The sequence below is a fragment of the Candidatus Methylospira mobilis genome, from assembly GCF_009498235.1.
GTDB lineage: Bacteria > Pseudomonadota > Gammaproteobacteria > Methylococcales > Methylococcaceae > Methylospira > Methylospira mobilis.
The window spans coordinates 1,797,323-1,809,708 of sequence record NZ_CP044205.1 but is presented as its reverse complement, the minus strand read 5'-3'; the positions used below and the strand labels follow the sequence as shown (position 1 = coordinate 1,809,708).

Sequence of the window (12,386 nt, the reverse complement as noted above, 5' to 3'; positions counted from 1 at the left end):
CGCTAAACGTGCCGCGTATCTAGTCAACTATGTTCAAGTCCATTTGTTTTGTGCCAATGAGGCTTGGTTAGGACGCGTTAAAAATGCTTTATTTTAGCAGGATTTTAAATTGGGAATTGCTTGTTTTTTCGCTTTTGTTTGATTTATTTACGCTTTTTTCATCAATGACATTCTTCACTGCGATCAGCAGCCCCAAACCGATGAATGCACCGGGAGGCAAAACGGCAAGCAGAAACCCCTCGTAAGGCGCAATGACGGTAATAGTCCAGTTTCTGGCGGATTCGCCGAACATCAGTTCAGCGCCGTTCAGCAGCGTACCGAGGCCGAGCACTTCGCGCAATGCGCCCAGAGCAATCAGCACCAGAGCAAAGCCCAGCCCCATGAACAGCCCATCCAGCGCAGCCCTGTCGACCGTGGTGCGCGATGCGAACGCTTCCGCGCGCCCGATAATCGCGCAGTTGGTAACGATCAACGGGATGAATATACCCAATACGCGATACAGGTCGTGGAAAAAGGCATTCATCAGCAATTCGATACAGGTTACATTGGCGGCGATGACCAGCACGAATACCGGCAGGCGGATTTCCTGATCGACCACGTTGCGTATCAGCGAAACAATGGTATTGGAAAAAACCAGCGCAAACGTGGTCGCCAGCCCCAGCCCGATGCTGTTGACCACCGAGTTGCTGACCGCCAGCAACGGACACAGTCCGAGCAGCGCGACGAAAGCCTGATTATTTTTCCATAAGCCGTCGAAGGCGATATGGCGGTAATCCGTTCTGCGTTCCGGCGTCAACGCTTGTTTTAAAGGCAACGCGGCGGCCTGAATCGGATTCGAAGGCGATGGGTCAGGGTGAGTCAATGACGGTGTCCTCTATCGGCTCTGCCGGCAATTGGAATAGTTTATCCTTGTTGGCGCTGAAGTAGTCCAAGGTATTTTTGATCTGTTTGACCACCGCGCGCGGGGTGACGGTCGCGCCGGTAAACTGGTCGAAAGCGCCGCCGTCTTTTTTAACGCGCCATAGCGCCGCCTCCAGCTTTTCGAACGACAAGCCGCTGAACGCGCGTATCCAGTCGGATTTGCGCTCATCGACCGGGTCGCCGAGACCGGGCGTTTCCTTATGCGAAATCACCCGTACGCCAGCCAGTTCGCCGTTGCTGTATATCGCCACCATCAGCCGAATATCGCCGCTATAGCCGTCCGGCGCGGTCGGCAGCAGCACTGCGGCGACCGGCTGACCCTGCTTGCGCGTGCGATAGACCGTAACCGGATGGCGCGCATCCAGGCTCGGTTCATCGATATCCATCACGTCGCTGAGGATATCGTTGTCGTAACGATCCGGCGGCAATATTTCCTGCAGTTTGTGCAGTACCGATGCGCGGTGATTGCCGACGATACGCCCTTCGGTGCCGTGATGCAGCACAGATACCAGCCCGAAGGCGATCAGCGAGAACAGGCCGAGCATGACTGCGGCAAGGACGATGGGGTATGGCGACAGCCGCGATCGCAGCAGGACGATCATCCCCTCGACCCGCCGCAATACATCCAGAATTAAGCGTAACGGTTTCATGCGCGCTCGTGTCCGTATACGCGCGGACGCGTGTAGTTGTCTATGGTCGGGGCAGCCAGATTCATCAACAGCACCGCAAACGCGACGCCGTCCGGATAACCGCCCCAACTGCGTATGGTGAAAACCAGCACGCCCGCCAATACGCCGTAGATCAGGCGTCCGCGCACAGTGACTGCCGCGGTCACCGGGTCGGTGGCGATGAAAAACGCGCCGAGCATGGTGGCGCCGCCGAATAAATGGAACAGCGGAGTTGGATAGTGTGCCGCATCCAGCAGGAAAAAAAACAGCGCCGGGAAAAACAGCCCGGCCAGAAATCCCGCCGGAATCTGCCAGCCGATCACGCCTTTTTTCAACAGCCAGAGTCCGCCGGCCAGATAGCACAGGTTGACGCTTTGCCAGCCTTTTCCGGCGAGTCCGGCATAGATAGACGCGGATTGAATCTCGTCCGGACTTTTGGCAAGTCCCAGCTGGGTTTTGAAATGGTCGAGCGGCGTCGCCTGTCCCAGCGCGTCCGCCGTCAGCGTATGCAGACCGATGATATGCTCGAAAGCCTCGCGCAAGCCGGGATGCTGCGCGGCGATTTCCCATGGCGCCTGCCACGCGGTCATTTGTCGAGGAAACGAAATCAGCAGCACCGCATAGCCGAGCATCGCCGGGTTGAACGGGTTATAGCCGATGCCGCCGTAAAGCTGCTTGCCGATCACGATGGCGAACAGCGTTCCGAACACGGTAACCCAGAACGGCGCATGGGCCGGCAGCGCTATCGCCAGCAGCAGCGCCGTCAAAATTGCGCTGTAGTCGGACAGCGCCGGCAGTATGGGCCGTTTGCGCAACCCCAGCACCATCGCCTCGGCCATCGACGCCGTCAGCACCGCAATGCCGATATTGACGATAACGCCGGGGCCGAAAATCAGGTACTGGGCCAGTACTCCCGGTATCAATGCATAAATGACCCGGCGCATGATCCGGCTGACGGAGTTGTCGCTGTTCTGGAACGGCCCGGATGAAGTTTTGAATAGCATGGAGTGGCGTGGATTAATTTCGCTGGTTTGAAACGATACAGCCCCCTATTGAGGGTGAAGCTCTGCCGGGGCCGAACTGTTCAGCTTTCAAAGCGGGGAATTATACCATTGTCGTTACCATGCCCGGACAATCCTGTTGCCGTAGAAAATCCGCGCAAGCATTCCATTACAAGCCATTACCGGTACAGCAGGTCCAAATACTGCGAATAGCGGCTCTTCGCGGCTCTACGACCGACTCAGCCCGTTTGTCCGATTTCGCGTAGCTTTTGCTCCAAAGCAAGCTGTTTCAAACTCGAAGTATTCAGGCTGGTAAACAAGGAAAGACGCCGATGAAGTATGCCGAAAACCTTGCCGAACTCCAGACGTTTCTGATCGTCGGAACCGCTATACGCTACGGGATCGATTACTCCCCAATGCGCGGTGATCGGTTTTCCGGGCCAGACCGGGCAAGCTTCTCCGGCAGTCCGGTCGCAAACCGTGATGACGAAATCCATGTGCGGCGCGCCGGTTTGTGCAAACTCACTCCAATCCTTGCTTCTGGCGCTTTCGGCGGGAATCCCCTCTTTTGCCAGTCTTTCCAGCGCGAAGGGATCAACCGCTCCCGTGGGATGGCTCCCCGCGCTATATGCGAGGAAACGGCTATTGCCCAATGCGTTGAGCAAGGCTTCCGCCATAATGCTGCGCGCCGAATTGCCGTGGCATAAAAACAGGACATTGAGAGTTTTGTCGGTCATATCTGAGTCTCTTGATTTTGAAAATGAACTGTTTGGAAGGAAATCAGTTCAAGTTAACTCCTTCATATGAAAGGATCATTACGAAGACGCAATACCCTATAACTTTTACAGGTAACTATTCAGCATGCCCGCTGGAGAGGAAGTGAGGTGAGTCAGGCGAGAGCTTTTGCGCCCGGATGGGTACAGAGAGCTTCCGGGACCGGTCCAGAGCGAAGCCGAAGGGGACGGACTTGCAAGCGTGTCTCGACTGGCTTGAACCGCCTCGAGTTCCGTGGAGGCCGGTTGGTTTAAGTCAGGCCACGCTAACGGCCTGGTCGGCGAATTGCCGGTAATAGTTTGCCTCAGATTCTGTCGGCGGGATATAGCCGATGGGTTCCAGCAGCCGGTGATGGTTGAACCAGAATACCCACTCCAAGGTCGCCAACTCCAGTGACTCCCTGGTTTTCCAGGGCGCCCGCCAGTGAATCACTTCTGCCTTGTACAAGCCATTGATGGTTTCGGCCAGCGCGTTGTCGTAGCTATCTCCCTTGCCGCCAACTGACGGCTCTATCCCCGCTTCGGCCAGTCGCTCGCTGTAACGGATCTAGACGTACTGCGAGCCTCTGTCCGAATGGTGAATCAAGGATTCCCCAGGTGCCGGCCGCCCTGCCCGCAGACCTGAGACCGCTGGCTGTTTCCTTGCGGAAAACTTCTGCCGTATTCGAAACCGCCCTATGCGGACTGGAGATCTTTTTCCATACCGTCCAAACCATCGCTGATAGCGCCGTATACCAGTTCCGCTACGGATGCGGCTTCGTCAGGCTGCGACTCGAATTCAATAGTCCAAACCACAACACCCAAACCGTCATAAGACTTAAAGACTTCTACCGTCCCTTTGTAATAACTTACCGGGAACGGAGATACGGGCCGAAGATATGTCAACGTCATGCGCTCGTCATTAATCTCTTCAATCGTGTCCTTTATCTCGCCGCCGCCAGCTATGGTCATATATCGCAACGCGCCCGCGCCCTCTCCTTCCACTCTGCAGGTGTCAATGAACGGGAACCAGACATCGAGCCTTCCTATGTTGCGGATCGCGGCCCAAACCGCTTCCGCCGGCACATTGAATTTTTTTGTAATTGCTTGCTTAGTCATGACGGGCATCTCCTGAATCACTTTTATGCGGTTAAATAAAGACTTTGGTGACAGTACCGTGATAATTGACAATGGCTTCGATCAACTGCGAACCATTTCTACGGCCTGCCCGCCAAACTTTAGCAACGCGGCCTGTCGGTTGTATTGTAAAAAAGCGACAAGTAATAAGGGGCGCAGTCTTAAACAGCATCATTGACCGCGAAACGGGGAACAAATATGGAGGCCCTTAAAACGGCCGAACCTTTCATCGAGCAAGATCACAAATTGCTTAACGCTCACCCCGGTATAGATTCAATAATCCGGAAAACCGTATGGTACGGGATGCTTCCATCTGTGGATAAATGGACTCGGGCGACAGTCCGTAAAGCTCGTGAAAGTCGTGTATCATATGCGACTGATCGTAGTAACCCGCCGCGTACGCCACTTCCGCCCAGTTTGAAAGCTTGTTACGCTGCAGGATCGCGTTGCGCAAGCGTACGATACGGGCATATTTTTTCGGCGTAGCGCCGATATGCATTTGAAAGCGCCGTTCGAACGTGCGTTTGGTCAAACCGAGAGTTCGCGCCAGCTTCGCAAGCGGATAATTACCGTTGACCCTGTCCAGCTCCCTGCACGCTGTTTGAATCAGCGCATCCTCATTGTTCCGATTCAACATGGAAAGCAAAAAGCTCTCGACGCACTGAACACGCTCGCAGGCGGTTCTTTTAAGAGACAAATTATCTTCGATTTTTTCTATGGCATATTTGGGGAAAATATCCCGGCAGTCGACACGCCGTTCGGCGCAATCTCTTACGATGCCGCGACAAAACACATTCACCCCCCAGGGGGTAAGACGCGCGGAAACCCCAGAAACTTGTCCTAAAGCGCCAAGATCGCTTCGAAAACTCTGGAAACCGGCAAGTCCGCTCCGGGTTGTGTAAATTCTCTCCTTGTGTACGGTAGTTAGCAAGTCGGCATATAAAAAACATAAATACGTCGCGGTATCCGGAAGGATGGAAAGCGCCTGGTTGCCACCGCCCAATAAATTATCATAGTCCCAAATCGCCGTAACATAAGATTGCAGCAAACGCGATGGGGTAAAAACTCTTAAACTCATGACAACACGCCTGATCCTTCTGGTCCTGGACTCTTCGGCAGATTCTGACTATGGCCATTTAAACGGCCAAATGATTCAACCTACCGGGTCCATTATGTTGCGCCAAAGCGGGCGTAGTAGAAGAGCCGGACCCGGCTCGGGCGGTAACGATTTTAGCGAAACGAACGATCGGATGATAGTGAATAGCCGCAAATCCGCAAAGTCTACTTCCATGGAACTCCGCGCTTTTTCTACTACGCAAGCGTGAACGCATGTACCGACTTGTCAAGGAGCTGCGTTTGCTCTCCCAGACTTACGGCTGCCGCAGCCGCTTCTTCCACGAGCGCCGAATTCTGCTGGGTAGCCTCGTCCATCTGCGCGATCGCCCGGCTCACCTGTTCTATACCCGCTGACTGCTCATTGCTTGCCGCCGTAATCTCGCCCATGATGCCGGCAACGCGTTGAATAGCGCCGACTACATCGTCCATCGTGCGCCCTGCTTCATCTACCAGTTTTGAACCCGAAGTAACCTTGCTCACCGAATCTTCGATCAGCGCCTTGATTTCTCTGGCCGCGGTAGCGCTGCGTTGAGCGAGGCTTCTAACCTCGCTTGCCACCACGGCGAATCCGCGCCCCTGCTCGCCGGCGCGCGCTGCTTCCACAGCGGCGTTGAGCGCAAGAATATTGGTCTGGAAAGCAAGTCCGTCGATAATGCCGATAATGTCGGCGATTTTCTTCGACGACGCGGAAATCTCGTTCATTGTCACTACCGCCTGTTTAACAACAACGCCGCCCTTGGTCGCAATATCCGATGCACCCGCCGCCAGCTGATTGGCATGCAGGGCATTTTGCGCGTTTTGTTTTACCGTCCCGGTCAATTCGTCCATGGACGCGGCGGTTTGCTCGAGATTTGCGGCCTGCTGCTCGGTACGGCTGGAGAGATCGCTGTTCCCGCTTGCAATTTCCCTGGACGCAATATCGATGGACTCTGCCGAATCGCAAATCTGGTAGATGATCGTACTGAGTTTAGCCACCGTCTTGTTCATGTCATCCTTCAACTGGCCGAATATGCCTGTATATTCATTGGTTATTTTCTCGGTCAAATCTCCTCGCGCCAGCGCTTCCAATACGCGCACAACTTCGTTGAGTCCGCACGAACTGACTTCCATCAAACGATTGATATCTTCGGAAAGCTGCTTAAGAAAGCCTTCCTTGCCTTGCGAGTCGATACGCTGATTGAAATTGCCGGCGACCGCCGCTTTAACGATTTCGTTCACTTCGCGTTCGATGACCAGTTCGCTGGTGCGATCGACCCAACCCGCCGAAATGCCCAGCCGTTCTCCGGCCTCATTAAGAACCGGGGCAACCGTCAGCTTGAAGGTGCGCGCGCCCATGGTGATGTCAAGGGTTTCGGGCTGAGTCAAATTTGCGATCATATTGCGCTGATAATCGGGGTTTTTGTGGAATATATCGATACTCTTGCCGACCAGTTGCGTCGGGTCGAAAGCAGGAAAACAGGCGCGTAAATCGTGCTCGGCCTTCTGAAAAATTTCGATCTGCGCCTTGTTCTGATAAATGATAGTGGCGTCGTTATCCACAATCATGGTTCCGGCCGCCGACCAGTCGAGCGCATTGCGGATACGCTGGTTTTGTTCCGCAAGGCGTTTGGTTTTATGCATGGCCGCATCGAAGTTCCCCTGCATGGACTTGATGCTGTCCAGCACCTGATCTATTTCGTAATCGGTTTTAATTTCGATAGCGTTACGGTAATTTCCTTCTGTAATTCGATCCACCAGTTGCGCCATCGAACTCAAACGCAAAGTCAGGGAACGCAATAGCGACAAACCCAGACCGGTTGTTATCAGTAAACCGGCCGAGGCGAAAATCAATAGCAGCTTCTCGTCTAGCCCGCGAGCGGATTGGTCCGTAGCATGCATAATCGAATCGGCGTAATACGCCACGAATGCATAGAAAACCACGTTCAGTCCAATTCCGCTCAGCACACGGGCGCGTATCGACAGATTGGACCACCACGACGGCAGCGATTGAAAATGCGTGCGCTCCACCCTGCCGCGATTAAGCCGGAACCCATTGGTCTGCTTTTGTTCGATACGGCGATAAAAATCTTCCGCTCGTTCGATTTGCAGGCGCGTAGCTGCGGTACGCACCGACAAGAACCCGACGATCCGGCCATTTTCGCGCCGAGGCGCCACAAAGGAATGTATCCAATAGTAATCGCCGTTCTTGCAGCGATTTTTCACGACTCCCATCCAGGATTGACCTCGCTTTAGGGTCTTCCACAAATCTTCGAACGCCTCTCTTGGCATATCAGGGTGCCGGACAATATTATGCGCTTTACCAAGCAGTTCCTTTTCGGAAAAACCGCTGACACGGACAAAATCATCATTAATATAAGTAATATGTCCTTTGAGATCGGTTTCAGAAATGATGGTGATATCTGAGGGAACGATCAGTTCCTGCTTTGTAACGGGCTGGTTGTTGCGCACTTGCTTCATACCTCTGGGTTGAAAGACTTATGCTGTTGATTAAAGGCGTCCTGACGGCATATATTATTTTTACCGCGTCTCTGCGGTTCGAGCTATTCTTCGCGTTCCTGCCATCCATTGCCGGAACGGCGAAGCGTTCCGGATCTTAATGGAGTTGCGGCGAGAGCTGCGCACGCGGCATGCCGATGTGGTATCCCTGTACATAATCGATATCCATATCGCGTAGCATGCTGAAAATCTCTTCATTTTCAACAAATTCGGCAACAGTGAGTATGCCTAGATCCCGGCACAGGCGCGACAGATTGCGAACCAGCGTTCTGTCTACCTTGGACTCGATAATATTGCGAACAAAAATCCCATCGATTTTGACGAACTCGAAGTGCAGCTCGCGCAAATAGTGAAAGGAATTGTAGCCGCTGCCAAAATCATCCAGCGCGAAAGAAAAACCCTTTTTACCCAGCATGGTGAGAAACCTGCGCATATTGCCCATATCGCCTATCGCGTCACGCTCCAAAATCTCGAATACCACCGCACTGGGTGAAATTTCCAGCCGCTCGCACAAGTTTTCGGCGTATCCAAGAATATTGCGCCCCTGTATTTCCTGCGCCGAGAGATTGATGAACAGTTTGGTCGAAGTGCCGCTGAGTTTGTGGGCTTCCAACGCCTTGCCGATAATGATCTGGTCAAGCTGACGTCCCAGACCGTATTTTTCGATAACCTCGATAAATGCGCCGGCGGTAACGATTTCGCCGTCAACCTGCTGCAAGCGCGCCAAGGTTTCGTAGGCGAAAATTGTACCGGTACGGCAATCGACGATAGGCTGAAAATAAGGAAATACCTTATCCTGCTGCAGCAAGGTTTTGCGCAGCTGCTCGACGTTATCGCGCGCTCCCCGGCTCAATCCGATTTGCTTCTCCGCGCCATCCAATGCGCAAGCGCTATCCTTACCCATCCGTTTGGCGCGATACATTGCCAGATCGACCCCGGACATCAGATCGGACTCATTGCCTGCATCATGCGGATAAGTGACGATGCCGATGGAAGCCGTCAATTGAAAATGCCTGTGTTGCGGCGATAAAAAAGTTTTTTCACGCAACGCTATCCCAAGCTTTTCCGCCACCGCCCGCGCACCCTGCGCACCGGTTTCCATCAGCAGAATCGCAAACTCGTCGCCTCCCAGCCTTGTCGCCAAATCGCCCTTGCGGGTATGTTGATTTACAATTGCAGCGACGCCACGCAAGGTCTCGTCGCCCACCGGATGACCATAGGAGTCGTTCACGTCCTTGAAGTCGTCCAGATCCAGCAGCAATATGGAAAATTCATGACGATGCCGGCTGGAACGCTCGATTTCATATTCCAGCATCTCGTTGAAATAGCGGCGGTTATGCAACCCCGTGAGCGAGTCGTAGGCCGCATAGAATTCGAGATCGGCCATGGTCCGCGACAGCGCTTTACTGGAGCCGACCACCATCACCATGACCGACAGAATGGAACGAATAATGGTTTGCTCCTGTGCGCTCAGGTTGCGTCCGGCAACATAGCCTATCCCAAGCAACCCCAGCAGGTGATGGGCATGCTCGGGTATTGAAACCATGATCGTGTTTATTTTTTCGATTGCTTGCGGAGTTTCGCCCTGATCGATAAGAAATTCTTCGATACCCCATGGCGTATCGGCGGGAAGCTGTAATTCGGCTAGAATCTGCTCGATAAGGACGCATTGCGCGTGCTCGCGCGCCGCCTGAGTATGCTGGCCGGGATAATACAAATGAAGCGAGATATTTTGCCCTTCGGAAAAGATGATGAAAAAAATATTGAACGGAAAAATACGATGGAAATCGGCAAGAATGTGGCGAGCAAACTCTTTCCACTGAGTTATGTTCTCATATGACAATATGATGCGTTCCAGCACCTGACTTTGCCGTTCGAGCAGATCCTTTTCTATCAGCGTTTCGGAAAGGCGGTCGAGCGTACTGTTGAACTCCGACATCAGCGTCCGCAAATAGATGCTGTTCTTGCTCAGTCTACGCTGCCGCTCGCCAAGCAATACGTCGAGACTGTCGTTTAGGCGCTCGCACATCGCAGCCACTTCAAGCACGCTGTTCGACAACGAGGCATGGTCGCTCTGAGTTTGCACGAAACCGCGCAAATTCCGCGCCATATCGCTCTGTACGGAATATACCGTCTCCAGCACGGTACCGGTAGTATGCTTGGAGCGGGTTTGGCTCTCCAGCAACGCAGCCAGGCGATCCAGTACAGTAAGCCTTACAAGCTCCAGTTCGCTATTGGTTACGGCAGCAGCCTGGTTCATGCAGGCTCCCCCGGGAAATATCCGCCAGCCTGCATAATATCGGTTCCGCAGGTAAGATCGCGCAGCCAGATCCTTATGGCCTTGTTGGAACCCATATAACGGCGATGAAACCAGGCGATGAACGGCACATGACTCTGGAAATCGTCTACATAAATGTAATTCTTGTCCAGCGGCAGCATTGCAGCGCCCATATCGCCGCTAAACAGGATGCTTGACGCCGCGTCATACACATTGATTTGCCCTTCCGAGTGCAAAAAATGAGCAGGCAGGATTTGCAGGTTAAAGCCGGGGGCCACAGCCAGCTGCGGCAAGCCTTGATCCGGAACGCCGACAAAACGGCTCATTTCCTTAAAGCCGTAATGCGGCAAAAAACGCATCCAGATAGCGGAAACATTAATCGGGCACCGGGTCACCTCCATCCAGGTGGAGAGGCCACCCACGATATCAGGGTGCTGATGCGACAGCACTATGCCATGAACCTGGACCGGTGGCAGATAGCGCAACATTTCGGCCAGCACGCGCGGCATCACGCCAAAGCCATCGGGGTCCTGCAGCACCCCGGCATCTCCATGCATAATCAGAAACTGGTTGGAACGGATGCCGTCTTCCTCGCCCGGCTCGCTTTCGTTGAGCAGGACAAATCGGTGCCCGGGTTTATCGTACACTTGTATGTTACGCATTCATTGCTTACTCGCTGCATCAATATGAACCCCGGCACTATAACCGTGTGCCAACTGCGGCACATCAGTCAAATAGACTAGGATTTTTTGCAGGCCACAGTGTTTACACTGAAGGATGAGCCAGGAAAAACTGCACCAGCTCACGCTGGCTGGTTGTGGAGGTTTTAGCGAAGAGATTGCCAAGGTGAGTGCGCAGGGTTTTAATGCTGATGTTGAGGCTTGTTGCAATATCCCGAGTATTTTGCCGCCCCAGCAGCTGTCGTAAAACGCAAGTCTCCGTGGGCGTCAATCCGTACAGTTTAGCGAAAAGAAGCATACCTTCGCTGGGTACTCGTTCGAGATTGGCGATCAGAGCCAGGATGCGGGTTATAGCCGCCTGGCTAGAGCCTGAGATATGCAGCGGATTGAGCGAGACGACCCAGCGTTGTTGCCTGAGCGGATTACCCAGATTGACATTATTACTGATGCCTCTGGCAGCCAGAAATAAAGCATCCCTGAGTCGCTTGGCGCCAGGAGCGTCGAGCGCGGTCAAACGGTTGTTGACAACGATGGGGCCGGTCTCTTCCTGAAAAATGGACTCGGCGCGCCGGTTGGCAAACAGCACATGCCCGCTTACATTCAGCAACGCCATAGCCTGGGGTACACAGTCCAGGGCTTCTTCGCGCAAACTGCGCGCATGATGGTGCTCGAGCATTTGCCAACGGATACGCAAAGCGCATCGCAAATGCGGCAGCATCTCGCGGATAAACCGTTCTTCCCGGATGCCGCAGTCGATGTCGTGGGCATAGGGCGGATCGCCCGGAGCACCGCTTTCGAACAGGATGGCGTGCTGTTTCTCTTTTATTTCGCTACGTTCCCGAAATTCAAAATAATATGTGCTGGTTAAGCGGCGCCTCTCAATCAACGCTTCATGCGCCCAGGGATCATCGTGCCGCTGAAGGTAGTCTTCGTAAAACGGACAACGGCCTTTATAGGCCTGACAATCTATCGTACCGGACGTATCCGCCGATAGTTCGATAAACGGGCAGAGCAGCAAGCATTGACCGGCACCCGCCTCATCCATAATTCGACCGAAAACCTGCGTCCATAGCGCATTATCCAGAACGCTATGGTAGAGGTCTCCGATATGCTCATGCCAACTGGACATTAGCTCTCTTGATTTATTTTTTACTATGAAGAATTTAGGGAACTGTCGGGCTTAACATTTCAAAACATAAATTTTTAATATAAAAAACAAAGCTAACATGAAGCCCGACAGACTCCCAATTTATTCTGAGGTGCATGAGCTGATTGCAGGCAAATCCCAAAGTACGCCAAATTGTAAATATATACTATTGGCGTAGGGTATACGAGCT

General features: G+C 53.3%; 10 protein-coding genes and 1 pseudogene. All 11 read right to left on the bottom strand.

Annotation, left to right across the window (positions count from 1 at the left end; translation table 11 throughout):
- Positions 1-88 precede the first annotated feature (88 nt).
- Positions 89-862, bottom strand: a complete 774-nt coding sequence (locus F6R98_RS07960) for an electron transport complex subunit E (protein ID WP_315699440.1) — start codon at positions 860-862, stop codon at positions 89-91.
- Complete coding sequence (gene rsxG, locus F6R98_RS07955) at positions 849-1,571, bottom strand: electron transport complex subunit RsxG (RefSeq protein ID WP_228125169.1); 723 nt, start codon at positions 1,569-1,571, stop codon at positions 849-851. Before rsxG ends, F6R98_RS07960 begins: the two co-directional genes overlap by 14 nt.
- Entirely contained in the window at positions 1,568-2,593 is a 1,026-nt protein-coding gene (gene rsxD, locus F6R98_RS07950; protein WP_153248551.1) for an electron transport complex subunit RsxD, read from the bottom strand. Before rsxD ends, rsxG begins: the two co-directional genes overlap by 4 nt.
- A 236-nt stretch (positions 2,594-2,829) precedes the next feature.
- A complete protein-coding gene (locus F6R98_RS07945; protein WP_153248550.1) occupies positions 2,830-3,327 on the bottom strand; it encodes an arsenate reductase ArsC in 498 nt (165 codons plus the stop codon).
- 292 nt (positions 3,328-3,619) lie between these two features.
- Positions 3,620-3,952: pseudogene (locus F6R98_RS07940) on the bottom strand (integrase core domain-containing protein); the annotation flags it as partial.
- Between the two features lie 86 nt (positions 3,953-4,038).
- Complete coding sequence (locus tag F6R98_RS07935; protein ID WP_228125168.1) at positions 4,039-4,461, bottom strand: SRPBCC family protein; 423 nt, start codon at positions 4,459-4,461, stop codon at positions 4,039-4,041.
- A 268-nt stretch (positions 4,462-4,729) separates the two neighbouring features.
- Complete coding sequence (locus F6R98_RS07930) at positions 4,730-5,557, bottom strand: helix-turn-helix domain-containing protein (RefSeq protein ID WP_153248549.1); 828 nt, start codon at positions 5,555-5,557, stop codon at positions 4,730-4,732.
- A gap of 233 nt (positions 5,558-5,790) precedes the next feature.
- The gene (locus F6R98_RS22620; protein WP_315699442.1) at positions 5,791-8,043 is read right to left on the bottom strand and encodes a methyl-accepting chemotaxis protein; all 2,253 of its coding nucleotides are present in this window, start codon (positions 8,041-8,043) and stop codon (positions 5,791-5,793) included.
- A 145-nt stretch (positions 8,044-8,188) separates the two neighbouring features.
- Positions 8,189-10,351, bottom strand: coding sequence for a putative bifunctional diguanylate cyclase/phosphodiesterase (locus F6R98_RS07920; protein ID WP_153248547.1), 2,163 nt, complete (start codon positions 10,349-10,351; stop codon positions 8,189-8,191).
- Entirely contained in the window at positions 10,348-11,031 is a 684-nt protein-coding gene (locus F6R98_RS07915; protein WP_153248546.1) for an oxygen-binding di-iron domain-containing protein, read from the bottom strand. The genes F6R98_RS07920 and F6R98_RS07915 overlap by 4 nt, the downstream gene beginning before the upstream one ends.
- Before the next feature lie 103 nt (positions 11,032-11,134).
- Entirely contained in the window at positions 11,135-12,178 is a 1,044-nt protein-coding gene (locus F6R98_RS07910) for a helix-turn-helix transcriptional regulator (RefSeq protein ID WP_153248545.1), read from the bottom strand.
- Positions 12,179-12,386: the final 208 nt, after the last annotated feature.

Bases quoted from the DNA above. Each gene is read 5' to 3' on its own strand.
- F6R98_RS07920 (WP_153248547.1), bottom strand. From the start codon at position 10,351: ATGAACCAGGCTGCTGCCGTAACCAATAGCGAACTGGAGCTTGTAAGG.
- F6R98_RS07930 (WP_153248549.1), bottom strand. From the start codon at position 5,557: ATGAGTTTAAGAGTTTTTACCCCATCGCGTTTGCTGCAATCTTATGTT.
- rsxG (WP_228125169.1), bottom strand. From the start codon at position 1,571: ATGAAACCGTTACGCTTAATTCTGGATGTATTGCGGCGGGTCGAGGGG.
- F6R98_RS07945 (WP_153248550.1), bottom strand. From the start codon at position 3,327: ATGACCGACAAAACTCTCAATGTCCTGTTTTTATGCCACGGCAATTCG.
- F6R98_RS07910 (WP_153248545.1), bottom strand. From the start codon at position 12,178: ATGTCCAGTTGGCATGAGCATATCGGAGACCTCTACCATAGCGTTCTG.
- F6R98_RS07915 (WP_153248546.1), bottom strand. From the start codon at position 11,031: ATGCGTAACATACAAGTGTACGATAAACCCGGGCACCGATTTGTCCTG.
- F6R98_RS07935 (WP_228125168.1), bottom strand. From the start codon at position 4,461: ATGACTAAGCAAGCAATTACAAAAAAATTCAATGTGCCGGCGGAAGCG.
- rsxD (WP_153248551.1), bottom strand. From the start codon at position 2,593: ATGCTATTCAAAACTTCATCCGGGCCGTTCCAGAACAGCGACAACTCC.